We start from the raw sequence: 23,093 nt of genomic DNA, 5'->3' as shown, positions 1-23,093 counted from the left end.
TCGCCCCATCACCGCGCCCAAGCGCGACGCCATCGCGACGACCAAATGGACAACCAGACCCGCTCGGAAATTTCCCGCAAGAAGGCCATCGATGCAGCACTCGGCATCCTCACGCGCGATGGCGTGGGAGGCTTGACGTTTGACGCGCTCTCGCGTGAAAGCGGCATCAGCAAGGGGGGGTTGCTACATCAGTTCCGCACCAAGCAGGGCGTGCTCCAGGCGTTGCTCGAATTCCAGCAGCAGCAATTCGAGCAGTTCGGCCGCGACTACCTCGTGAAGGAAGGGGTGTCGAAGGTCGAGCCGACGCTCGCGGCCCAGATCGCGATTTTCCGGGAAGCCACCAATCAACCGAACTCGGTCGCACGCGCGGTACTGGCGGCAATCATCGAAAGCCCGGAACTGCTGGAGGGCCGGGACAACGCCGATGCCGACAAGTTGAAAACCATGGACAAGGAGTCCGGCGATTTCGAACTCTCGCTGCTGCGTTACTTCGCGGCGAGCGGCATTGCGTTCAACGTGCTGCTTGGCTTGACACCACTGACCGGCGCCATGCGAAATCGACTGTTCGCCCGCTTGCTGGATGAGGAAAGCTGGCAAGCTAGGACGGCCAAGCCGAAATCGAAATGAGCGGTTGATCTGTCGCCGCTAACGGGTCTGTTTACATTAAATGATTCGGACGACGGCGTACGATATACATGCGCTTCTCCAGATGGCGTCGCAAGGGAGCATGGGAGTGCGTAATGGCCCAACTGACGCACCAACAGAATGACCCTAGCCTCAGAGACCGACAAAAAATTGAAGCGAAGACGGTCTCAAAGAGGGGGCCATGCATGCAACAGGATTCGATTGGTTGATCGATCGCGCTCGCGATTTCCTTTGCATTGCGATTCTACTTTTCCGAATTCATCATTGCCGCTTCTTCTCGAGCTTCGTCAGAAGCATTATCGGAATTAAAGGACAGCGCAAACGCGTTAGCAAAATAAACGATCATCCGAACATGCAGACGTTGTTGAAACACAACGCCTCGAAAAGTGTTCGAAACCGCCTCTGTGGCTTATTGGATGAGACCAGAGGGAATTATTACATTATCGTGATGCATGGGCTCAATTAGCAGTTTTGAAGGACTTCGACACCTGCTCGTGCTGCGGCGGGTCAAGTGCTTCTTATTAACGCCGTAGTCCGATTCGTGCCGCTCTCAAAAAATGAGATAAATTGCGATTTAGCACACAATCGACAAGCGCCTCACTGGAGACGCTCGTTGCGCGGTCAGAACCGGTGAATGATCCCCACACCGAACCCGAACTGGTTCCCGGTCGACGACGGCGCTGAGTTAAACCCATCGCCCAGCGTCGCGGTTGCGTCGACGATGCTGCCCGCACCGCTCGTACCGAGCGTCTTGCCCTTCGCGTGCTGATACGCTTCGAGCAGATACAGCCCCGTGCGCTTCGACAGCGAGTAATACTGCGACAGGTTGAACTGGTGATACTGCGCGCCGTCGGTGATGCCGTTCGCGTCGGTCGCGCGCGTGTACGCATATCCTGCGCCGAAATCCCACACTGCCGACGGTTTCCAGTGCAGCACCGCGCCGACCGTGTTGAAGATCGCGGTGTTGACGAACTTCGACGCCGCGCCCGGGATGTATTCGGTATTGGTGTACGTGGCCGTCGCATCCCACGCGTCGCTGAACCGGTAGCCCAGGCCCACCGCGAACCGCTGCTGCGCCTTCGCAGTCTGGTAGCCGTTCGTGAGCGCCGACACGCCCACCTGCGAGCCGCCGTTCGACGTCGTCGAATTCGCGCCCCACGTGCCGCCGGCCGTATTCGAATTGTTCACGCGCTCGAAAGCAATGCCGACGCCGAGCGGGCCGGCCGCGTACTGGATGCCGGTCGCCCACGTCGAGCCGGCATTGGTGCTGCCGGCCACGCCGCCGAACGAATACGAGCCGCTCAGCGTCAGCCCGTACCATTTCGGCGACGTGTATTCGAGCGTGTTGTTCGCGCGATAGATCGTGTCGAGCCCGTCGACGTCGCCCGGGTGCGCGCCGTAGTAGCCGGTGATCCACGTCGTCGGGCTGAACGCGGACATCGTCTGGTAATACGACGCGTATTGCCGCCCCGCGGTCAGTGTGCCGTAGGTCGCATTGGTCAACCCGACCCACGCCTGCCGCCCGAACATCGCATCGGTGTACTGCGTCGCGCCGGTGCCCGAGTTGAAGCCCGATTCGAGCGTGAAGACCGCCTTCGTGCCGCCGCCGAGATCCTCGGCCCCCTTCAAGCCAAAACGGCTGCCGGCCCACACGCCCTGGTTCATCCTGACCACCGATTTGCCGCCGATCGTCGAGCCTAGCGTCGTCGCGTTGCTCTGGTAGCCGATCCCGTTGTCGACGATCCCGTACAGCGTGACGCTGCTCTGCGCGAACGCCGGTGCGGCCGCCGCCATCGCGATGGCGGTCAGCGCGACCTGTGATGCCTGCTTCTTCATCGATCTGTCTCCTTCCTTGCCTTGTTGAATGCGTGAGTTGTTGTGGTCGTGGCACGCCGTCCTCAGGTCACGGACGATACGCATGCCAGCCGTTACCGCCCTTGCAGACGAGTTGCGAACCCTCGACCTGGCATTGCGCCTCGTAACCCGGCGAGTACAGCCATTCGCCGGCCCAGTGCAGGTCGACGAACGGGTCAGCCCTCGGCGCATCGGCGACGAAGTTCGCCGCATCGTCGGTGCTGCCGCTGCCCGTGTAGCGCGCGGTGGCCGGATACGGGAACACCGGACGCGTGCGGGTCGTGTTGCCGTTCGCGTCAACGATCGATGCGACGATCCTGCCCGGCGTCGCGCCCGTCTCGGTCCATGCCATCAGCGGCGACAGGATGTCGAACACGTTCGGCCCCTGCCCGCCGCCGCAGTGCGCGACGCCTGGGAACAGGTAGAAGCGCGCGAAGCGGTCGACTCGCGCGTCGCCCATGTAGCGCTTCATCGCTTCGTAGTACTCGATGCTCGAACGCGGCGAGATATGCTGGTCTTCCAGCCCGTGCCACAGCAGCAGCTTGCCGCCGTGCCCGGCAAAGCGGCTCAGGTCAGGATCGGTCGCGGCAAGGTAGTTCGATACCGGCACCGTCTTCGCGAAGCCGTCGAGCGTGAACTTCAGGTCGCCGATCGCCGCGGACGGATACGACGCGTTGTAGTAGTCGAGATAGCGCAGGAACGGCAGCACGAAGCCGATCGTGCCGCTCTGTGCGGTCGCGGTCGCCGGGACGAACAGGGTCCAGTTCAGTTCCGAGCCCCATTCGCGCGAGACGAGCGGCTCGAGCCGCGTGCCGTCCGGGGTCGTCGCACCGTCGTGAATCCGGCGGACGACGTCGGCTTCCTGCGGCATCAGGCAGGTCGCAGTGGATTGGCCTTGCGCGCAGACGATCGTCGCGGGATCGAAGTGACACGCGCGCGGGTTGTCGATCACGCCGTCCAGCCCGTCGCACGCCTTCAGCACGGCCGCGTGCAGCATCGGCAGCTTGCCTGCGAGCAGGATCGCGTTGCCCGTCTTCGGGTCGGTGTTCACCGCGTTCGGCCATGCATGGTGGAACGTGTTCTGCACGATCAGATCGTTTGCGGGCGCACCGGCGGCGATGCCGTCGAAGTCGTCGGGGAAGCGCTGCGCCTCCATCAGCGCTTCGCGTCCGCCGTCCGAGCAGCCGTCGAAGTACGCGTAGCGCGCGGGCCGTGCATAGAACTTGCCAATGATCGCCTTCGCGACCTGAGCCGTTGCGTGTTCGGCGCGATACGCGAAATCGAGCTTCGCCTTCGGGTCGAGCGCCCACGAACCGTCGTTTCCACCTTCGTGGCCCATGTCGGTCGCGGCCATCGCGATCGTGCCGTTCGTCACCGGCACGCACGTCGATGCCATCGGCGCATTGACGGACAGGTTGCCGCACAGGCCGCCACAGCCCGTTTGCAGGTAACGCTGCGTCCAGCCCTGCGTAGGCAGCTGCAGTTCGAACAGCGACGCGCCCGGACCGATCGTGCCCTTCACGTCACACACGGGCGCCGGCAGCGTGTTGTTACCGACCACCGTGCCGGCCGGCAGCAGCACCGCCGACGTGATCGTGACGGTACCGTCGGTCACGCCGCTCAGGTCGAGCGCCGCGACCGACGGGCACGACATCGCGGGCATCACCGCGGGAAGATTCGCGAGTCCGGCGGTGCTCGCCGCGTTCGCCGCATTGGGCCAGCCCGTCAGCGCCGCACACAGCCACACGATGCCGATTGCCAGCACCCTGGTCAGCGCATCGCGCCTCACGCGTGCCGCGCGATACCATGCGCGCACCGTCCACCCTGCCCCGCAGTTCATCTGCATGCCTGTCTCCTGTCTTTCTTCTGGATATGCCGCTCGCCCGAAACGGACGAAGCGGCGACGTTGTATCGATTCTTCGATGAATCGCGCAATCCGGATCGCCGCTCACCACTTCATCAGTATGACTAATCTCATCTCGGGAACCCGTTGCGAAGAACGGTGAATCCCATCCGATTCGTTTATCGATCCGGTCGCATCAGCTCTATGCGGGCTCCATCCCGTGTTCGCGCTTGATGTGCGCGACTTGCGGCGACGCAAGATACGCGAGGAACCGCGCCGCGGCCACGCGATCGTGCGCGACGGCAGAGACCGCGGCGGCGAACACCGTCACGGCCTGCACGGCGTCGGGCAACGCGCCGACGATTGCGACGCCCGGCACGTCCATCAGCTCGCTCAACTGCTGAAAGCCCAGCTCTACGTCGCCGGATGCGATCAACGCGCCGACCGGCACGCCGGGCGGGGTCTGTACGATACGCGCCGCGATCGCGTCGGCGATGCCCCAGCGGGCGAACAGGCGAGTCAGGTGCGTGCCGCTCGGCCCCGTCGAATAGCCGATCCGGCCGGCGCCCAGGATCGCATCGCGCAACGCCGTCTCGGTACCGATCTCCGGCCGCCGCGCGCCAGTCGCCACCGCGACCGCGATGCCAGAGCGCGCGACATCCACGCGGCTGCCCGGCTCGACGTGACCGTCCGCCGCGAGCCGCTCGATCGCATCGGACGCGAGCACGACGACATCAAATGGCTCGCCGTCGCGCACGCGCCGCGCAGCGTCGACGCCGCCGACCGACGTGATCGCGACGCGCGTGCCCGTGTCGCGCTCGTAAGCGGCGGCAAGCCGCGCGAGCAATGGCCGCGTCGCCATCGACGAAATGCCCGTGACCGTCACCGCTGCTTCCGGCGTCTGCATCATCGCGTCCACCTGCATCAGTCGATATAGCGCAAGCCGGCCTGACGCAGCGGCTCGCGCATGTCGTACATGTCGAGGCCAAGCACGCCGGACGCGAGCTTCGCGCGCTTCGCCGCTTCGTTCGCTTCTCGCGCCGCCGCCGTCTCGAGCACTTGCGCCGCGCGCGCGGCCGGCACCACGGCCACGCCGTCGTCGTCCGCGACGATCACGTCGCCGGGATGGACGAGCGCGCCTGCACACACGACCGGCACGTTGACCGAACCGAGCGTTGCCTTGATCGTGCCTTTCGCCGAAATCGCCTTGCTCCAGACCGGGAACTGCATCGCCTCGAGCACCGCGACATCGCGCACGCCGGCATCGATGATCAACGCATTCGCGCCGCGCGCCCTGAAGCTGGTCGCGAGCAGGTCGCCGAAATAGCCGTCGGTACAATCCGCGGTGATCGCCGCAACGACCACATCGCCCGGCCGGATCTGTTCGGCCGCCACATGCATCATCCAGTTGTCGCCCGGATGCAGCAGCACCGTGACGGCGGTGCCGGACGCCTGCGCACGCGGGTAGATCGGCCGCATGTACGGCTTCAGCAGCCCCGTGCGGCCCATTGCCTCGTGCACCGTCGCCGAGCCGAGCGCGCCGAGCCGCGCCGCCACATCCTTGTCCGCACGCTGGATCGTGCGGTACACCACACCGAGTTCAGTCATGATCAAAGCCCCTTCGCTTTCAGTTGCGCATCGAGGCGCGGATACACGCGCCGCGCATTGCCCTCGTAGATCTTATGACGCGCTTGCGCATCGAGCGACGATGCGTCGATGTAGCGCTTCGTGTCGTCGTAGTAGTGACCGGTTTCCGGGTCGATGCCGCGCACCGCGCCGATCATCTCGCTAGCGAACAGGATGTTGTCGACCGGAATCACGCCGGTCAGCAGATCGATGCCGGGCTGGTGATACACGCACGTATCGAAGAACACGTTGTTCAGCAGATGGTCCTTCAACAGCGGTTTCTTCAGCTCCTGCGCGAGCCCGCGGAACCGCCCCCAGTGATACGGCACCGCGCCGCCGCCGTGCGGGATCACGAAACGCAGCGTCGGGAAATCGCGGAAGAGGTCAGAGGTCAGGCACTGCATGAACGCGGTGGTGTCGGCGTTCAGGTAGTGCGCGCCCGTCGTGTGGAAGCACGCGTTGCAGCTCGTGCTCACGTGGATCATCGCGGGAACGTCGTACTCGACCATCTTCTCGTAGATCGGGTACCAGTAGCGGTCCGACAGCGGCGGGCTCGTCCAGTGGCCGCCAGACGGATCCGGATTCAGGTTGATCGCGACGTTGCCGTATTCCTCGACGCAGCGCACGAACTCCGGAATGCAGGTCGCGACATCGACGCCCGGGCTTTGCGGCAGCATCGCGGCAGGCACGAAGTGATCGGGAAACAGTCGATGGATGCGATGGCACAGCTCGTTGCACACGGCCGCCCACGTGCTCGACACCGCGAAGTCGCCGATGTGATGCGCCATGAAGCTCGCGCGCGGGCTGAAGATCGTCAGGTCGAGGCCGCGCTCGCGCATCAGCCGCAACTGGTTGTGTTCGATCGATTCGCGAAGTTCGTCGTCGCGGATGTTCAGCTCGGCCGCCTTCGGTTGCTCCGACGGACTGCCGAGCGCTGCGATCTGGCGATTGCGCCACGCTTCCAGCGCCTTCGGCGCGGTGGTGTAGTGGCCGTGAATATCGATGATCATTGATGCTCCTGCATTTGATGAGGTGTCCGGCACCATGCACCGGCCGCGCCGGACGGCGGTGTGCGACGTGCGTCAGTGCGCCGGATTTTCGAGTTCATGCGGTCCGGACACGGCCGCACGCTGCGTCGTCATGATCGCGATGGCCGCCAGCGTGGCCGGCACCGCGAGCATCGACAGGATCGCGTCGAACTTCCAGCCGAAGCCGAGCAGCGCACCGCCGATCGCCGAGCCGAAGATGCTGCCGAAGCGGCCCATCCCGAGCATCCAGCTCACGCCGGTTGCGCGTGCCACGGTCGGATAGCGGCCCGGCGCATACGCATTCAGCCCGGTCTGCGCGCCGCTCATGCAGAAGCCGGCCGCGAACACCAGCAGCGCGAGCGACGACGACAACGCACCAGCCCAGGCGAGCACGGCCACGCACAGCCCGCCGCCGAGATACGCGGCGCCGATCACCGGCGCCGGGCGCACGCGATCCATCAGCCAGCCCACGCCGATCGCGCCGATCGTGCCGCCGATCTGGAACATCGCGGTCACGTTCGCGGCCGTGCTGACGGACAACCCGGCATCCTTGATCAGCGTCGGCAGCCAGCCGGTCAGCAGGTAGATCACCAGCAGCCCCATGAAGTACGTGATCCACAGCGACAGCGTCACGCGGCCATAGCCTTGCGAGAACAGAACGCCGATCGGCTTGCGCGTCGGCAGCGGCGGCTCGTTCGACACGAACGTCTCGTTGCCGGTGAACCGGGCACCGCACACGCGGTTCAGCAGCGCGCCGACGCGTTGCGACGGCGCACCGCGCACGGCCAGGAGCCGCGCCGACTCGGGCAACAGCCACAGCTGCAGCGGAATCAGCAGCAGCGGCAGCGCGCCGCCGAACAGCAGCACCGCTCGCCAGCCGTGCAGCGGAATCAGCCAGCCGGCGACGAAGCCGATCAGCGCCGAGCCGAGGTTGAAGCCTGTAAACATCACGGTGATCATCAGCGCCCGCATCCGCTGCGGCGCGTACTCGGACAGCAGCGTCGTCGTGTTCGGCATCGCCGCGCCCAGGCCGATGCCCGTGAGCAGCCGCAGCACCGCCATCTCGAACGGCGAGTGCGCGTGCGCGGTCACGATGGTGAACACGCCGAACAGGAACACCGACGCGATCAGCACACGCTTGCGCCCGAACCGGTCGGCGCTCGGGCCGGCCAGCAGCGCGCCGATCACGAGCCCGATCGGCGCCGCGCTCATCACGAGCCCGAATTCGGGACGCGAGATCGCCCAGTCGCGAATCACCGACGGTGCGACGAACCCCATGATCGCGACGTCCATCCCATCGGCGATCACGACAAGGCAGCACAGCACGACCAGCAGCCACTGGTAGCGCGACACCGGCTGCTTGTCGATGAACGACTTGATGTCGATTGTCTTTCCACTTGTCATCATGACTCTCCTGTCTCCTTTGCGACGATCGACTTATCGATTCGTCATCCTATTTATATGAACTGTTTCACTTCCAGCGCTCCAGTCGAGCAGGTGCCGCGATCCCGCGTGCGCCTTCGTCTTCGTTACGTGTTGCCCGGCTGGTCCGCGCCGTCCCAGCCGAGCGGCCCGGCGCTCTTTCCGGCTACCGAGTACAGCGCGCCCGGCGCGTTGCGCGTGCGCTGGAAGTCCTCCAGCGATTCGCCTCGCATCGCCGCATAGATATGCAGGTTCGATACGCCCGTCACCGCGCCGAGCTTTTCCAGCAGGAAGAAGATCACGCCGTAGCGCAGCAGGCCGAGCCAGTCGCGCCGGCGGATCAGGTCGCGCTCCTCCGTGCTGAGGTCCGCGGCCGCGAAGCTCGCTTCGGGATCGCTCAGGAACTGCGCGCGATGGGCGGGCTCGATCATCCGGTGCAGATAGTCGTTGATCCGGTACGCGCGGACGGCCCGCTCGATCGTGAACGGATAGGTGCCCGGCAGTTGCTCGACGCCGGCGAGTTCGGCCGCGATCCGTTGCCGGTGACGCTCTGCCGCCGCCTCGTCGACTTCAGTGTCCGCCGGCTCGTAGACGGCCGTCGCGATCCCCGTCATCGACGGCAGGTAGTAACTACGGTGGCGGCACACGACGCCCGCCGGCAACGCGCCGCGCATCGTGAGCCACATCACGACCTCGGCGCCTTCGAAGCCGCCGAGCGTCGCATATTCGCCGAGCGGCATGCCGGCCAGGCGCTCCGGGTCGCGCTCGAGCAGATCGAGAAAACGTGCGTCCCATTCGGGATTGTTGAAGCCCGAACGTTCGCCATGCACCTGATGCGACAGTCCGCCGGTCGCGACGATCGCGACGCGCAGGTCCTCCGGATAGCTTTCGATCGCGCGGCGCAGCGCCTGGCCAAGCCGGTAGAAGCGGCGCGCGGACGGCACCGGCAGCTGCAGCACGCCCATCTGCAGCGGCACCAGTTGCACCGGCCAGTCGGGCCGGTGCGGACACAGCACCGACAGCGGCGAGAAGCAGCCATGGTCGAGCGGCTTGTTCTGGAAGAACGACATGTCGAACTCGTCGGCCATCAGCGACTGGCCGATATGCGCGGCGAGCGCCGGGTGGCCGGCGACCGGCGGCAGGTCGCGCGCGCCGCCGCCTTCGTCCGCTGGATGCCACTGCGGCCCGACGCCGAGCGAGAACGCCGAATAGTGATCGAAGAAGAACGACGTCACATGGTCGTTGTAGATGAACAGCAGCACGTCGGGACGCTTGTCGGCGAGCCACGCGGCCAGCGGCGCGAAGTTTTCGAAGATCGGCGCCCAGACGGGATCGTCGTGCTTGTTCTTGTCGAACGCGAACCCGATCGTGGGCGTGTGGGAGGCCGCAATGCCTCCGATAATCCGTGCCATGCCAATGCTCCTTCGTATGCTCCGACGCGGTCAGGCCGCGCCGTTCGTTACTGATTGAATGCGTGCGCGTTCGCTCGCTGCGCGCCGGTCCGGCTACGGCGCAAGGCTGCGCTTCACGACCAGCGCGAGCGGAACGGCGAACACGAAATGCGACATGAACCCGCCGATGATCACGTTCGGGTCGAAATAGTTCGGATGATTGCTCGACGCGATCATGATCAGCGCGTGCATCACGATCCACGCGACGATCGCGAAGAACAGCGCGACGAACGTCGCCTCGAAGCCGCGCCGGCGAAACCACGGCCAGATCGCCGCGAACACGATGCCCCACGACAGCGCGAAGGCGAAATGGATCGCGGTGCCAATGAAGTACGCGCCAATGCCGAGCGCGTCCTGTGCGGCCTTGCCGAACACGAGCCCCGTCGCGTTGCGCGGGATACCGGCGAGCGGCATCAGATGCTGCGCGCCGACCCACACGAGCGCCTCGTAGACCCAGATCAGCACCGCGCCCGCGAAGCCGCCGCGAATGCCCGCGCGTACCGTATCGGAAAGCGGCGTGCTGCCCGCCGATGCGTCCGTCGATCCGCCTGCTCCGATGATGTGCTGTCGTCCCATTGCGCTGCCTCGCTCGTGGTTGCAGGTGCCGCGCCGCGCGCAAGCCCCTTTCGTGATCGGATCGGGCGAACAAAGAATCAGATGGCGGCCCGATGCGCCGGCAACCGTGTGCTTGCGGTCCCCGGGATCGAAATTACTCAGTCGCCGGCCAGGCAAGACAGTCAGGGTAAACCCTGATTTTTTGGCGAATCTGCATATCTGGCAGGCTTTCAACCGGGATGCGAAGCACCTCGCCGACGGCCTGGAAGCCCGCCGGATATGGCGCTAGCGCGTCGGCGTTCGGCGGCCCGCGAGCCACAACCTGTCACTAGGCGATTCATGGCCGATAAATAAAACAGATGGGTCGATAAGCACGACGCAAGCTCTGCCGCCACCGTTCCGGTAAAGTCGTTCAACCAGCTGCGCCGCCGGCGCAGGCCGCCCGGATACAAGCATGTCGTGCGCGCGGCTGCCGCCGCGACGCACACCGCCCGAACGCCCATGGACAACACCGAACTTCCGAACCTCGCTTGCTTGTACGCGGTGCAGCGCGTTGCCGAAACGGGCAGCGTAAGCCGGGCCGCCGCGACGCTGTTTCGCGCGCAGTCGGCCGTCACGCGCGCGGTGCAGGAACTCGAAACAGTGGTCGGCGAAGCGCTGTTCGATCGCAAGCCGTCCGGAATGCTCACGACTCCGGTCGGGCGTGCGGTGCTCAAGCGCGGCGAGCGCGTGATCGCCGAACTCGGTGCGCTCGCGAACTGGTGTGCGCTGCGCCAGTCGCGCCGCCGCGCGTCGGCCGACGGCGGCCTGCCCGCGTACCTGCTCAACACGCGGCGGCTCCAGCTGTTCTCGACGCTCGCGCGGCACCGGCACATGCCGAGCGCTGCGCGTGCGCTCGGCGTCACGCAACCGGCCGTCAGCAGCGCGATCCGGATTCTCGAGAGCGGCGCGGGCTTCGCGCTGTTCCATCGACATCCGCGCGGCCTGCTGCTGACGGCCGACGGCGAGACGTTCCTGCTGCACGTGCGGCGCGCGCTGAACGAACTGCGGCACATCGCCGACGACGTCGCCGCGCTGCACGGCAGCATCCAGGGTGCCGTGACCGTCGGTGCGCTGCCGCTCGGCCGCACCCTGATGCTGCCCGAAGCGGTCGCGCGCGTCGTCACGCGATTTCCGAAGGTGCGTGTGATCACCGACGAAAGCGCATACGAGGCGCTCGTCGCCGGCGTGCGCGCGGGCGACATCGACTTCATCCTCGGCGCGCTGCGCGCGAGCGATCCGGCGAGCGACCTCGACAGCGAACGGCTGATGTCCGAGAACCTTGTCGTCCTTGCGCGCCACGATCACCCGCTCGCCGGCGTGCGCAACCTCGCGCTTGCGAGCCTCGCCGGTGCGCAATGGATCCTGCCGCGCAGCCATTCGCCCGCGCGCGGCCTGTTCGAATCGCTGTTCCGGCGCATGAAGCTCAAGCCGCCGATGGCGACGGTCGAGAGCGCCGACCTCGCGGTGATTCGCGGCCTGCTGCGACACACCGACATGCTCGCGGTGCTGTCCGCGCAGCAGCTGCACTATGAATGCGAAGCGGGACTACTTGCCGTGCTCGACGTGCCGATGCACGGAACCACCCGCGACATCGGCCTGATGACGCGCGCCGGCAGCCCGCCGACACCGGCTGCGCGTGCAGTGATTGACGCGCTTCGAGTGGTGGCGACCGAGGTTGCACGCACGCCGCACGCGACGGCCGCTGAGCGATAACGAAAGCGCATGGCTGTCGCGTCGGATTCGAATCGCGCCCGGCGCGAGCGTTGCCGCGCAATCCGGTCGATATACGGTGCGGCTGCTGGCCGAAGCGCGACGCGCACTGGAAAGTGTCAACTTCCCTGCGGCGCCATCGCCGGGCCGGCAGTCGCGCTCACGCGTTGCGCGGAACCCGAGTTTCAACAGGCAATCACGCTGTGACGACAAGGCTCCCTAGCTTGCTGGCGCGCTCGTCCCGACGACAGGATCGGCACGCGACAGCGAATTGCGGTTGGGGCGAAGCGAACGACGCTGAACGACTGCGGCACGCAACCTGGCTATCGCCGTCGAGCATTACAACGAGAAGCCTCCCCATAGCGCGTTGAAATATCGTTCGCCACGAGCGTTCCGACGTGCGATGGATTCAGCAACCTTGGTGTGATGCTGTGTCCGGGATTACAGGGTCAGCTCCAAGACCGATGCAACGGGCTATTCTCGGATCGTCAGCATTCGCCATGGACTGACCAACCCACTGCAGATGAAAGCGGCATCGCCCCCGGGGCCATTCAAACGCACCAAAGAGAATCGCCGATTTGCTCGTTCCGATCAGATATCTCGCGCTCACGAGAATCAAACTCCTCTGCAGATCAAGCGCCGTGCGTCCAGGCCTTCGCCGCCACTGACCGCTCTTCTGGCCCAACTCATTGCAACAGGGTGCGACGCGCGGTCTGGAGCCAAGTCTGTCGCATTTCTTTCCGCAAACGACCAAAATGATCGATTCGATCATATAAGGGTTTTCATTGACTGAATCGATCACGTTATCCGCTAGAATGCACACATCAAGCAAATTTTTGATCGAACCGCGCAAGTCCATCGAAGAACATGACGGACAACGCGTTCCCTCATACGAATTGCATCGGATGGCGTGCTCAGCGACGCGGTCTCTGCCGCCGGCGCTCGGCCCCACTGATTCCGGCATAACCCCGGAGACGGCGATTCCACCGGCCGTCCCGTCCTCGATGGAGCAAGCATGTCAATGTCGTTCAAGGGGATCGTTCCCGCGCTGATCACGCCGATGACGGCAGACGAGAACGTCGATGAAGAGGGCCTGCGCGCGCTGGTCGAACGACTGATCGAGTCGGGCGTGCACGGGCTCTTCGTCCTCGGTACCAACGGCGAATTCATCGCACTGAGCGAAGCAGAGAAGCTGCGCATCGCGAGCATCACGGTCAGCCAGGCCCGTTCGCGCGTGCCCGTCATCGCCGGCACCGGCGCCTACGCGACGCGTGACGTGATCGACCTGAACCGGAAGATGACCGAGGTCGGCGTGGATGCCGTATCGGTGATCACGCCGTATTTCAACGGCGCGACGCAGCCCGAGCTCTACGCGCACTACAAGAAGATCGCAGAAGCAACGCAGCTGCCGGTCATGCTCTACACGATCCCCGCGAAAGCGGGCATCACGCTGACGGTCGATACCGTGCGCCGCCTGTCGGAGATTTCGAACATCCGCGGCATCAAGGACAGCGGCGGCGACTTCGATCGCTTGCTGCAGCTGATCAACCTGCGGCGCGACGACTTCGCGGTCTTCACCGGCACCGACTCGATGATTCTCTGGACGCTGATCGCGGGTGGCGACGGTGCGGTCGCCGCGACGACCAATGCCGTCCCGCACGTGGTCATGTCGATCTGGAACAAGTTCCAGGCCGGCGACATCGCCGGCGCGCGCGCCGCCCAGGAATCGCTGCGCGCGCTACGCGACGCGTTCGCGCTGGGCACGATGCCCGTCGTGCTTAAAACCGCCGCGCAGATGCTCGGGATGCCCGCGGGGCCCGCGCGGTCTCCCGCGCAACCGCTTGACGACAGTGCGCGCGAGCGACTGGCGCAAGCGCTCTCCATTTACCACGACGCCGCACGCGGCCACTGAAACAGGTCATCAGCATGACGACTTATCACTTCCAGACTGTCAAGCACATCGTCCACGGCGCCGGCAGCCTCGCCACGCTCCCAGACAAGCTGTCGTTGCTCGATACGCCGGTCGAGCGCATCGCGCTGATCACGCAGCCCGCAATGGAAGCGCTGGGTGTCGCCGATCGCGTGATCGAATCGCTCAAAGCGAAAGACGTCGACGTGCGCATCATTCGCGGCGTCGAGCCGGAGCCGACCATCGGCAACGTCGAGACAGTGTACAAGGAGCAGATCGAGCCTTTTGCGCCGCAGGCGATTCTCTCGATCGGCGGCGGCAGCGTGCTCGATGCGGCGAAGCTGTTCGCGGTCCGCCTGACCAACGACGAACCGCTGCACAACTGGCTCGGCATCGACCTCGTCAAGCACCCCGGCGTGCCGATGATCCTGGTGCCGACGACCGCCGGCACCGGCTCCGAAGTCACGCCCAACGCAATCGTTACGCTGCCGGACGAATCGTTGAAGGTGGGGATCGTCAGTCGTCACCTGCTGCCGAAAATCGTGATTCTCGATGCGGAACTGACGCTCGGCCTGCCGAAGCCGATCACGGCCGCGACCGGCATGGACGCGTTCGTGCATGCGCTCGAATCGTACATCTCGACGAAGGCGAACCCGATCAGCGACATGTACGCGATGGAGTCGATGCGCCTGATCGGCGCGAACATCGTCGAGGCGTACGAAAACGGTCAATCGCTGAAGGCACGCGAAGCGATGATGCTCGGGTCGATGTACGGCGGCCTCGCACTCACCGCCGCCGGCACGGCCGCCGTGCATGCGCTGGCCTACCCGCTCGGCGGGATGTTCAACGTCACGCACGGCGTCGCGAACGCGATGCTGCTGCCGCACGTGATGGCCTTCAACCTCGATGCGATCGAAGGCCGGCTGTCGAACGTTGCGCGCGCACTCGACCTGGCGCCGACAACGGATTCGGACCCGGTCGCAGCACGCAAGCTGATCGACAAGATGGTGGAATGGACGGCGGCCGTCGACATTCCGCAGGACCTGCGCAAATTCGGCGTATCGGAAGAACATCTCGACGCGCTGGCGGTTGCGGCATCGAAGGTCAAGCGCCTGCTCGGCAACAATCCGAAGGCGCTGACGCTCGACGACATGAAGTCGATCTACCGTCGCCTGCTGCCATGAACACGGTCACACAGGACGCACCGCGGCTGCTGATCGTCGCCGACGACCTGTCGGGCGCGGCCGATTGCGCGGTGGCCGGCTTGCGTCACGGATTGACGGCGATGGTCGTGCTCGACACGCAGCATGCGCCGGCGCCGATGAGCGGCATCGACATCCTGTCGGTCGACGTGGACTCGCGCCGCGCATCGAAGGACGTGGCCGGCCGACGCAACGTCGCCGCCGTCGAGTCGCTGTCGCGTGCAGGCACGCGCGTCTACAAGAAGGTGGATTCCACGCTGCGAGGCAATGTCGCAGCCGAAGTCGCCGCACTGGCGTCAGTCCTCGGCATGGCGATCGTCTGCCCCGCCTACCCGGCATCCGGACGCACGACGCGAGACGGCCGCCAATGGGTTCGCGGCGTGCCGGTCGAAGCGAGCGAATACTGGCGCAACGAAAACATCCCTGGCAAGGCCGACCTGGTTGCGCTGCTTTCAACCGAGGATCTGCGCGTCGCATACGCGACAATCGGCGCGGTGCGCGACGAACCGGACACGCTCGCGGCATACCTGCGCCAGTGGCAAACCGACGGCGCGCAAGCCGTCGTGTGCGATGCGGAGTCCGACGATGATCTGCAACGCATCGCCCGCGCATCGGCCATGCTCGACGACGTATTCTGGGTGGGCTCGGCAGGTCTGGCGCCCGCCGTCATCGAGGCGCTGGCGCCAATCCGAAGCACGACCGGCCCGGCGGCCGATCGCGAGGATCCGCAAGGCCCCGTGCTCACGGTCGTCGGCAGCATGTCGAGCATCTCGCATGCGCAGCTGGAGTGCCTCAAGGTCAACGCCGGCGCCAGCCTCGTAGCGCTCGAGGTCGCTGTCGCAGCGCTGGATGACCCGCGCAACGACGTGACGACTGTCGTATGCGACGCCCTGCGTCGCGGCCAGCATGTGGTGGTCTCGTTGAGCCAGACGCAGCGCGGTGATGTGCAGGACGGCCTGCTGTTCTGCAACCGTCTTGCCGCGTTGCTGGCGCCCGCCGTGCGCCACGCAGGCGGGATCATCGCGACGGGCGGCGAAACAGCGCGCGCGCTGCTCACCGCAGCCGGCGCGAGCGCCTTGCGGGTCGTCGACGAAATCGAGGACGGCATGCCGCTCCTCGAATGCCGACTGCAAGGAAAGACACTCCCCGTCGTGACCAAGGCGGGCGGCTTCGGCCAGCCCGCGTCGATCCATCACGCGTGGCACCGGCTTGCGAATGAAGGCAAGACGACCAATACAGCTCAAACCAATTTGTGAAGGAAACTGCCATGGACAACCGTCCCATCATCGGTATCACCATGGGCGACGCAGCCGGCGTCGGACCGGAAATCATCATGAAGAGCCTTGCGCACGCCTCCGTGTATGAGCAATGCCGCCCCGTGGTCATCGGCGACGCCGCACGCCTGCGGGACGCCGGCCGCCGGACGGGCGTCGACCTCGAGGTGTGTGCCGTCAGCCGTCCGTCCGAAGGCGCGTTCCGCGTGGGCGTGGTCGATTGTATCGACATGGCGCTGATTCCGGCCGACCTGCCCTATGGCAAGCTTTCTGCGATCGCCGGAGACGCCGCGTATCAATACATCGCGCGCACCGTGGAGCTGACGTCGAACGGCGAGCTCGATGCGATCTGCACGGCACCGCTCAACAAGGAAGCATTGCATGCGGGCGGCCATATTTTCCCGGGTCACACCGAAATGCTGGCGCACCTGACGGGCATCGACGAAGTGTCGATGATGCTGGTCGCGCCCAATCTCCGCGTGATTCACGTGACGACGCACATCGGCCTGCTCGACGCGATTCGCAAGATCGAGCCGGGCCTCGTGCAACGCACGATCGAGCGTGCACACGACACGCTGGTTCGTGCCGGTATCGCGAATCCCCGCATCGGCGTATGCGGCATCAATCCTCACGCCGGCGAGAACGGCCTGTTCGGTTATGGCGAGGAGGAAGAGAAGATCGTGCCCGCGGTTCAGGTCCTGCAGGCACGCGGCTGGGACGTAGAAGGCCCACTGCCGGCGGATACGCTGTTCTTCCGCGCGGGCCGCGGTGATTTCGACGTGGTCGTCGCGATGTATCACGACCAGGGTCACGGGCCGGTGAAGGTGATGGGCCTCGAAGCCGGCGTGAACGTGACGGTCGGCCTGCCGGTCATCCGCACGTCGGTCGACCACGGCACCGCCTTCGACATCGCCGGCAAGGGCATCGCCGACGAACGCAGCCTGCTGGAAGCCTTCCGCCAGGCCGTGGACCTCGCGACGCGACGCAACGAGCCGTCGCCCGTCGCAAGCGCCGCGTAAGCAGCGCCCGCAACGACGCGCATCGGCCAACGGGCGATACCGGCAGGAACATGCCGGATCGCCCGACACACCCGAACACACATCAACCGAAGGTAACGTGGAGACAAGAGATGGCCACCTTCAGTTATTGGGACACAGCCACCATCATCGGCATGGTGGTCGTCTACATCGTGATTACGAGCGTGATCAGCATTCGCCTGCGCAGCCGTAATTCCGAACAGTTCATGGTGGCCGGGCGCTCGATGCCCGCGCTGGTGGTCGCCATCCTGCTGATGTCGGAATTCATCGGCGCCAAATCGACCGTCGGGACTTCGCAGGAAGCCTTCTCGGCCGGCTTCGCCGCCTCGTGGTCGGTCCTGGCGGCAGCCATCGGCTTTCTGTTCTTCGGCCTGTTCATGGCCAAGCGCCTGTATGCGTCCGGCGAGTTCACCATTTCCGGATTCATCGCCCAGCGGTACGGCCATGGCGCGAAGCTAGCCGTCTCCGCGATCATGATCTATGCGCTATTCGTGGTGAACGTGGGCAACTACGTGAGCGGGGCGGCGGCGATCTCGACAGTCATGCGCATCGACCTGCCGACGGCCGCCTTCATCACTGCCATCGTCAGCACCATCTATTTCGTCTGGGGCGGCCTCAAGAGCATCGCATATCTGACCGTCGTTCACAGCGCCGTGAAGCTGCTCGGCATCGCCATCCTGGTCGGCGTCGCATGGAAGCTGTCGGGCGGCATCAAGCCGATGGCTCAACACATGCCCGCACACTATTTCACGTGGACGGGGGCGCTGTCCGGCGGCACGATCGGCGCATGGATCATCGGCACGGCCGGCGCGATCTTCTCGACACAATTCATCATCCAGGCCATCTCGTCGACCCGTAGCCCCGAGGGCGCGCGTGCGTCTGCGCTGATCGCCGCGTTCCTGTGCGTGCCGATCGCCCTCGCGCTCGGCTTCATCGGCGTGACCGCCAAGTACCTGTATCCGGACATCAAGAGCCTGTACGCGCTGCCGGTGTTCCTGCAGCACATGAACCCCATCCTTGCCGGCGTCGTCACGATTTCGCTCGTGGCATCCATCTTCGTCAGCGTATGCACCGTCGCGCTGGCGATCGCTTCGCTGATCGTCAAGGACTTCTATGTGCCGCGCTTCAAGCCGACGCCCGATATCGAGCTGAGAATGACGCGCTGGATCTCGCTGATCGTAGGCTTCCTCCCGCTGCTCTTCGTGCTGTTCGTCCCGCAGATTCTCGCGCTGTCGTTCTTCAGCCGCGCGCTGCGCCTGTCCGTGTCGATCATTGCGCTGATCGGGATCTACCTGCCGTTCTTCAGCGGCAAGCGCGGCGCCGTCTCGGCGCTCATCTTCGCGACGATCGCCACAACGGTCTGGTACCTGCTCGGCAATCCGTTCGGCATCGACAACATGTACGTCGCACTCGTCACCCCCGCGATCGTGCTGGTCGTCGCCAAGCTGTTGTTTCATGGCGAAGGCTCGAACCTTCGCGACAAGCAGCTCACGCATCGCGAATCGCACTAACCTCGCAACTCGAGAAACATTTCATGAGCACGAACCTGCTTGACGCGGCAAGCGCCGCTTCGGATCATTGCGTTCGCACGGCGTATGCCGACGCGCAACGGCAAGAAGCGTTTCTGCCGACCGCCTGCGTGCAGAACCACGCGGCCAATCTGCACTGCCTCGACAACGGCGACCTTCTGTGCGTCTGGTTCGGCGGTACCCAGGAAGGCATTCCCGACGTCTCCATCTACATGTCGCGTCTCGCGGCCGGGACGAACGCGTGGTCGTCGCCCCACAAGCTGTCGGACGACCCGACACGCTCGGAACAGAACCCGGTGCTGTTCACCGCGCCGGACGGCCGCCTGTGGCTGATCTACACCGCGCAATTGTCAGGGCATCAGAACACCGCGATCGTGCGCCGCCGCGTGTCGACGGACGGCGGCATCACCTGGGGCCCCGTCGAAACCCTGTTCGATCGCCCGGGGACGTTCGTCCGCCAGCCGATCATCACCCTGGATAGCGGCACGTGGATTTGCCCCGTATTTCTGTGCCGCACGGAGCCCGGCGAGCGCTGGGTCGGCAACGACGACGTCAGCGCGGTCATGGTTTCCGACGACCAGGGCGCGTCGTGGACCCTGCATGAAGTGCCCAACAGCGTCGGGTGCGTGCACATGAACGTTCACGTGCTGCACGACGGCTCGCTGCTGGCACTCTATCGCAGCCGCTGGGCGGACTTCGTCTACGCGAGCCGCTCGACGGACGGCCGCACATGGAGCGCGCCCGAGCCGACCGAGGTGCCGAACAACAATTCGTCCATCCAGTTCACGGTGCTGCAGAACGGTCACCTCGCGCTCGTGTTCAACGAAAGCGATGCGTCGCACAGCACGGAGCGCCGCGCATCGCTGTACGACGACATCGAAGACTCCGAGGACAACGGCGAGTTGCGCGAACAGAAGGCGTCCGCGCGTGGTACCGCGTTCTGGGGCGCGCCACGCGCGCCGATGTCGCTGGCCATCTCCGAAGACGGCGGCAAGACGTGGCGGCGCCGCCGCAACATGGAAATCGGTGACGGCTACTGCATGACGAACAACTCGGCAGACCAGCGCAACCGGGAATACTCGTATCCGTCGATCGTACAGTCGCAAGATGGCGCGCTGCACATCGCATTCACCTGGTTCCGCCAGAAGATCAAGTACGTGCGCGTCGACGAGGCGTGGATTCGCGGCCGATGACACCCTCCGGTGCAACCAGCCGGTCACTGCGGCAATTGGATAAACTTGTCGGTCTCGAGGCGCAGACCAGCGCGCCCATTGGATCAGACCAGGAATTCACGCACATGAAAGTGACCAGGCGCCGGGAGGCGATGCTGCAGGCCGTGCTCGGGGGCATGACGGACGTTGCGACGTTGTGCGAGCACTTCGGGATGTCGGAAGCCACGGTTCGCCGGGATCTGCGTGCGCTCGCGAGCGACCGCCGCATTCTGCGCACTTACGGCGGCGCCGCCGCGGTCGGCGGCCATGAGCCCGAGCCCTCGCTCGAGGAGCGGCGCGTCAGTTCGCAGGAACAGAAGGAAGCGATCGCGCATGCGGCGAGCGCGTATGTCGAGGACGGCGACACCGTGTTCCTCGACGGCGGCACCACGACTGCGGCGCTGGCGCGCCTGCTTGCCGGCCGGACAGCCGTTCACGTCGTCACCAACAACCTGCTGGTCGTGAGCCCGCTCGTCGCGTCGGGCGTTCAGGTGACGGTGATCGGCGGCGACGTCCGGTCGTCCAGCATGAGCACGCTCGGGCCGCTCGCGCAGATCGCGCTGAGTCGCCTGAGCGTCGACAAGGCGTTCCTCGGCGCGGACGGCGTGGTCGCCGAACTGGGCTTGTGCGAGGCGAGCAGTGAGCAGTCGTACCTGAAGGAGTGCGTGATGCGACAGGCAGCGGAGGTCTTCGTGCTCGTCACCGCCGACAAGCTCGGACGCGCAAGCCAGCAGCACTGGACGCCGCTCGAGCGCGACTGGACGCTCGTGACGGACGACGCAGCGCTGCCCGAGCAGCTCGATCCGTTCCATTCGCAAGCGCGGATCACGGTGCATGCGGTCAGCACAAAGACAGCGCCGACATCCGCCGGTTCATCGTAGTTCAAACGCAGCAGGAGCGATCGTGGGTCAATTGGAGCAGTCGGGTTCGGGTTCGCGCCATGCAGTCGTCACGGGCGCGTCGTCGGGAATCGGACAGGCGATCGTCGAGCGTCTGCTGTCGGACGGCTGGCGCGTCACCGGCCTGTGCCGCTCACACATTGAAACGCCCCGTGATTCGCTGAAAATCGTGCCGGTCGACGTCACCGACTTCGCCGCACTCGGGCCCGTGTGCGATGAACTGGGTACGGCGGACGCGCTGGTGCATGCGGCCGGTTTCATGCGTACCGCGCCGCTCGGCCAGCTTTCGCACGACGACGGAGCGGCAATGTGGCGCCTGCACGTCGAGTCTGTGAGCTTTCTGGCCAATCGCCTGGTGCCCCGGATGCCCCCCGGCGGACGCATCGTGCTGCTGGGCAGCCGCACCGCCAACGGCGCGGCCACGCGCAGCCAGTATGCGGCGACCAAATCCGCGCTGGTGGGCCTCGCGCGGTCCTGGGCGGCGGAACTCGCGCCGAAGGGCATCACCGTCAACGTCGTCGCGCCCGGCGCCACGGACACGCCGTTCCTGCGGGATCCGGCACGCGCGGCAACGCCTCCCCGCCTGCCGCCGATCGGGCGGTTCATCACGCCCGGGGAAGTCGCCGCGCTCACCGGCTTTCTGCTGAGCGCGGACGCGAGCGCCATCACCGGGCAGCAGATCGTCATGTGCGGCGGTGCGTCGCTTTAAAGCAGCGCGGTGCCGCTCACCGTCAGGGCGGTCAATTGGCGCGCGAGTTGCACGAGAATGGACCCGACACCGTCACCCGCGCCGATCACCAACATGCACTGCCCGACGCCGCAGCGCTCGGCAATCTTCAGCCGGTCGAACAGTAGTTCCCACGCGGTAATGGCAGTCAAAGGTAGTGCGGCGGCCTTGGGAGCGCCCAGTGCCGTCGGCCGGCTGCTCGCAATCCGCTTGTACGAGGCGCGCGCGCACCTGCGGAAACCTGCGCCACTGCACAAGCCCGCCGTGGGCGTCGATCATGGGTAAGCGGTAAACTCAGCATACCGAATGGAGAATCATTGCAACTGGCGGGCGAGCATAGCCGCATCGCGACGGTCGGGATCGACCGGCGATGTCCGTGTCAGGGTTCCGGTAGTGCGGGCCAACGCGATGATCGTGGCGCGCTCGCTGCGTTAGTTCACGCGACATTGTCAACTTAACGACCATCGAGCATGAAAATGCAACGGACGACAATGTCAGTTTGTCGGAGACGGATTCCGGGCCACGCTGGTGAACTCGCGCTAGGCGTCGAAGCGCGCAGCGAGTTGTTTGCGATGGAGCGCCGCGCGCAATAGGTGCCTCTTCAGCGCGAAATGTTGGCGGATCGGACCAAAGCACGACAGGAAGTGTTGCGTGCGTCGCGGGTCGCGAAGCCCTCGCATACGACGCTCGCGTCCCCGAGTCGGTTGGTGGCTGTTCTCGGCGCGATTGTTCACGGGGGCGGCTGCCCTGACGAACACATGTCGGACAGCAGCTCACTGATCCAGCATATCAAGGCACGCACTCCCAAGCTGATGCCCGAACTCGGTTCAGGCTCAGGCTCTTTATGTTCGGCCGCCGTCGATCGATGGCGTGACGCGCAACTGATCACGGTCGACGTTGATCACCACGCTCCGAAGCGACTGCCTGCAGGGCAGATTGGCCTTGATGCGAAGCATAGCGTGACGACACTGTCGAACGTGACACCGCGGCGACATTGTCCGAAGGAGCGGATGCACCCACCCAGCATTTCACTCGGAAGTTCATCCGACATCTGGCGGACTCGATGACTTCACCTTTTCGACGGCAAATCACAGCCCGAGGTCGAGAAATCGACCTCGGGCCATGGATT

The 23,093-nt window shown here is 65.2% G+C and carries 18 protein-coding genes and 2 pseudogenes; 10 read left to right on the top strand and 10 right to left on the bottom strand.

Annotated elements, in window-relative coordinates:
* Positions 1-45 precede the first annotated feature (45 nt).
* Positions 46-627, top strand: coding sequence for a TetR/AcrR family transcriptional regulator (locus DIE11_RS30685; RefSeq protein ID WP_124629191.1), 582 nt, complete (start codon positions 46-48; stop codon positions 625-627).
* A 639-nt stretch (positions 628-1,266) separates the two neighbouring features.
* Here DIE11_RS30685 and DIE11_RS30680 read toward each other — a convergent pair.
* From DIE11_RS30680 to DIE11_RS30645, 8 genes are all read right to left on the bottom strand, one after another.
* A complete protein-coding gene (locus tag DIE11_RS30680) occupies positions 1,267-2,481 on the bottom strand; it encodes a porin (RefSeq protein ID WP_124629189.1) in 1,215 nt (404 codons plus the stop codon).
* 67 nt (positions 2,482-2,548) lie between these two features.
* The gene (locus DIE11_RS30675) at positions 2,549-4,345 is read right to left on the bottom strand and encodes a tannase/feruloyl esterase family alpha/beta hydrolase (RefSeq protein ID WP_124629187.1); all 1,797 of its coding nucleotides are present in this window, start codon (positions 4,343-4,345) and stop codon (positions 2,549-2,551) included.
* Positions 4,346-4,544: 199 nt separating this feature from the next.
* Positions 4,545-5,252, bottom strand: coding sequence for a substrate-binding domain-containing protein (locus DIE11_RS30670; RefSeq protein WP_124629185.1), 708 nt, complete (start codon positions 5,250-5,252; stop codon positions 4,545-4,547).
* Positions 5,253-5,266: 14 nt separating this feature from the next.
* Positions 5,267-5,950, bottom strand: coding sequence for a 4-carboxy-4-hydroxy-2-oxoadipate aldolase/oxaloacetate decarboxylase (gene ligK, locus DIE11_RS30665; RefSeq protein WP_124629183.1), 684 nt, complete (start codon positions 5,948-5,950; stop codon positions 5,267-5,269).
* A gap of 2 nt (positions 5,951-5,952) precedes the next feature.
* Positions 5,953-6,978 carry an amidohydrolase family protein gene (locus DIE11_RS30660; RefSeq protein ID WP_124629181.1) on the bottom strand — a complete coding sequence of 342 codons (1,026 nt, stop codon included), beginning with the start codon at positions 6,976-6,978 and terminating at the stop codon, positions 5,953-5,955.
* A 72-nt stretch (positions 6,979-7,050) separates the two neighbouring features.
* Entirely contained in the window at positions 7,051-8,400 is a 1,350-nt protein-coding gene (locus DIE11_RS30655) for an aromatic acid/H+ symport family MFS transporter (protein WP_124629222.1), read from the bottom strand.
* A 125-nt stretch (positions 8,401-8,525) separates the two neighbouring features.
* Positions 8,526-9,830: a gallate dioxygenase gene (locus DIE11_RS30650; protein WP_124629179.1), complete on the bottom strand. Its 1,305-nt coding sequence runs from the start codon at positions 9,828-9,830 to the stop codon at positions 8,526-8,528.
* 93 nt (positions 9,831-9,923) lie between these two features.
* Entirely contained in the window at positions 9,924-10,445 is a 522-nt protein-coding gene (locus DIE11_RS30645) for a hypothetical protein (protein WP_124629177.1), read from the bottom strand.
* A gap of 480 nt (positions 10,446-10,925) precedes the next feature.
* On the opposite strand from DIE11_RS30645, the gene DIE11_RS30640 reads away from it, so the two are divergent.
* From DIE11_RS30640 to DIE11_RS30600, 9 genes are all read left to right on the top strand, one after another.
* A complete protein-coding gene (locus DIE11_RS30640) occupies positions 10,926-12,179 on the top strand; it encodes a LysR family transcriptional regulator (protein WP_124629175.1) in 1,254 nt (417 codons plus the stop codon).
* A 1,012-nt stretch (positions 12,180-13,191) separates the two neighbouring features.
* Complete coding sequence (gene dapA, locus DIE11_RS30635; protein ID WP_124629173.1) at positions 13,192-14,088, top strand: 4-hydroxy-tetrahydrodipicolinate synthase; 897 nt, start codon at positions 13,192-13,194, stop codon at positions 14,086-14,088.
* Between the two features lie 14 nt (positions 14,089-14,102).
* Complete coding sequence (locus DIE11_RS30630) at positions 14,103-15,269, top strand: iron-containing alcohol dehydrogenase (RefSeq protein WP_124629171.1); 1,167 nt, start codon at positions 14,103-14,105, stop codon at positions 15,267-15,269.
* On the top strand, positions 15,266-16,543 hold the full coding sequence (locus DIE11_RS30625) for a four-carbon acid sugar kinase family protein (RefSeq protein WP_124629169.1): 1,278 nt from the start codon (positions 15,266-15,268) through the stop codon (positions 16,541-16,543). Before DIE11_RS30630 ends, DIE11_RS30625 begins: the two co-directional genes overlap by 4 nt.
* 11 nt (positions 16,544-16,554) lie before the next feature.
* A complete protein-coding gene (gene pdxA / locus DIE11_RS30620) occupies positions 16,555-17,580 on the top strand; it encodes a 4-hydroxythreonine-4-phosphate dehydrogenase PdxA (RefSeq protein ID WP_124629167.1) in 1,026 nt (341 codons plus the stop codon).
* A 110-nt stretch (positions 17,581-17,690) separates the two neighbouring features.
* Positions 17,691-19,109 carry a sodium:solute symporter family protein gene (locus DIE11_RS30615; RefSeq protein WP_124629165.1) on the top strand — a complete coding sequence of 473 codons (1,419 nt, stop codon included), beginning with the start codon at positions 17,691-17,693 and terminating at the stop codon, positions 19,107-19,109.
* A gap of 23 nt (positions 19,110-19,132) precedes the next feature.
* Positions 19,133-20,320 carry an exo-alpha-sialidase gene (locus tag DIE11_RS30610; protein ID WP_124629164.1) on the top strand — a complete coding sequence of 396 codons (1,188 nt, stop codon included), beginning with the start codon at positions 19,133-19,135 and terminating at the stop codon, positions 20,318-20,320.
* Positions 20,321-20,424: 104 nt separating this feature from the next.
* Positions 20,425-21,219: a DeoR/GlpR family DNA-binding transcription regulator gene (locus tag DIE11_RS30605; RefSeq protein WP_124629162.1), complete on the top strand. Its 795-nt coding sequence runs from the start codon at positions 20,425-20,427 to the stop codon at positions 21,217-21,219.
* A gap of 22 nt (positions 21,220-21,241) precedes the next feature.
* A complete protein-coding gene (locus DIE11_RS30600) occupies positions 21,242-21,946 on the top strand; it encodes an SDR family NAD(P)-dependent oxidoreductase (RefSeq protein ID WP_124629160.1) in 705 nt (234 codons plus the stop codon).
* A 5-nt stretch (positions 21,947-21,951) separates the two neighbouring features.
* Here the strand turns inward: DIE11_RS30600 and DIE11_RS30595 are convergent.
* Both DIE11_RS30595 and DIE11_RS37220 read right to left on the bottom strand, forming a co-directional pair.
* Positions 21,952-22,176, bottom strand: a pseudogene (locus DIE11_RS30595) (zinc-binding alcohol dehydrogenase family protein); the annotation flags it as partial.
* Between the two features lie 327 nt (positions 22,177-22,503).
* Positions 22,504-22,737: pseudogene (locus tag DIE11_RS37220) on the bottom strand (IS6 family transposase); the annotation flags it as partial.
* Between the last annotated feature and the right edge of the window lie 356 nt (positions 22,738-23,093).

Source organism: Burkholderia sp. Bp9012 (genome assembly GCF_003853825.1).
GTDB lineage: Bacteria > Pseudomonadota > Gammaproteobacteria > Burkholderiales > Burkholderiaceae > Burkholderia > Burkholderia diffusa.
The sequence above is the reverse complement of the archived record's forward strand: the minus strand, read 5'-3'. Positions and strand labels throughout refer to the sequence as shown.

Excerpts from the sequence above, each read along its gene's own strand:
- DIE11_RS30685 (WP_124629191.1), top strand. The coding sequence starts at position 46 with ATGGACAACCAGACCCGCTCGGAAATTTCCCGCAAGAAGGCCATCGAT.
- DIE11_RS30680 (WP_124629189.1), bottom strand. The coding sequence starts at position 2,481 with ATGAAGAAGCAGGCATCACAGGTCGCGCTGACCGCCATCGCGATGGCG.
- DIE11_RS30675 (WP_124629187.1), bottom strand. The coding sequence starts at position 4,345 with ATGCAGATGAACTGCGGGGCAGGGTGGACGGTGCGCGCATGGTATCGC.
- DIE11_RS30670 (WP_124629185.1), bottom strand. The coding sequence starts at position 5,252 with ATGATGCAGACGCCGGAAGCAGCGGTGACGGTCACGGGCATTTCGTCG.
- ligK (WP_124629183.1), bottom strand. The coding sequence starts at position 5,950 with ATGACTGAACTCGGTGTGGTGTACCGCACGATCCAGCGTGCGGACAAG.
- DIE11_RS30660 (WP_124629181.1), bottom strand. The coding sequence starts at position 6,978 with ATGATCATCGATATTCACGGCCACTACACCACCGCGCCGAAGGCGCTG.
- DIE11_RS30655 (WP_124629222.1), bottom strand. The coding sequence starts at position 8,400 with ATGACAAGTGGAAAGACAATCGACATCAAGTCGTTCATCGACAAGCAG.
- DIE11_RS30650 (WP_124629179.1), bottom strand. The coding sequence starts at position 9,830 with ATGGCACGGATTATCGGAGGCATTGCGGCCTCCCACACGCCCACGATC.
- DIE11_RS30645 (WP_124629177.1), bottom strand. The coding sequence starts at position 10,445 with ATGGGACGACAGCACATCATCGGAGCAGGCGGATCGACGGACGCATCG.
- DIE11_RS30640 (WP_124629175.1), top strand. The coding sequence starts at position 10,926 with ATGGACAACACCGAACTTCCGAACCTCGCTTGCTTGTACGCGGTGCAG.
- dapA (WP_124629173.1), top strand. The coding sequence starts at position 13,192 with ATGTCAATGTCGTTCAAGGGGATCGTTCCCGCGCTGATCACGCCGATG.
- DIE11_RS30630 (WP_124629171.1), top strand. The coding sequence starts at position 14,103 with ATGACGACTTATCACTTCCAGACTGTCAAGCACATCGTCCACGGCGCC.
- DIE11_RS30625 (WP_124629169.1), top strand. The coding sequence starts at position 15,266 with ATGAACACGGTCACACAGGACGCACCGCGGCTGCTGATCGTCGCCGAC.
- pdxA (WP_124629167.1), top strand. The coding sequence starts at position 16,555 with ATGGACAACCGTCCCATCATCGGTATCACCATGGGCGACGCAGCCGGC.
- DIE11_RS30615 (WP_124629165.1), top strand. The coding sequence starts at position 17,691 with ATGGCCACCTTCAGTTATTGGGACACAGCCACCATCATCGGCATGGTG.
- DIE11_RS30610 (WP_124629164.1), top strand. The coding sequence starts at position 19,133 with ATGAGCACGAACCTGCTTGACGCGGCAAGCGCCGCTTCGGATCATTGC.
- DIE11_RS30605 (WP_124629162.1), top strand. The coding sequence starts at position 20,425 with ATGAAAGTGACCAGGCGCCGGGAGGCGATGCTGCAGGCCGTGCTCGGG.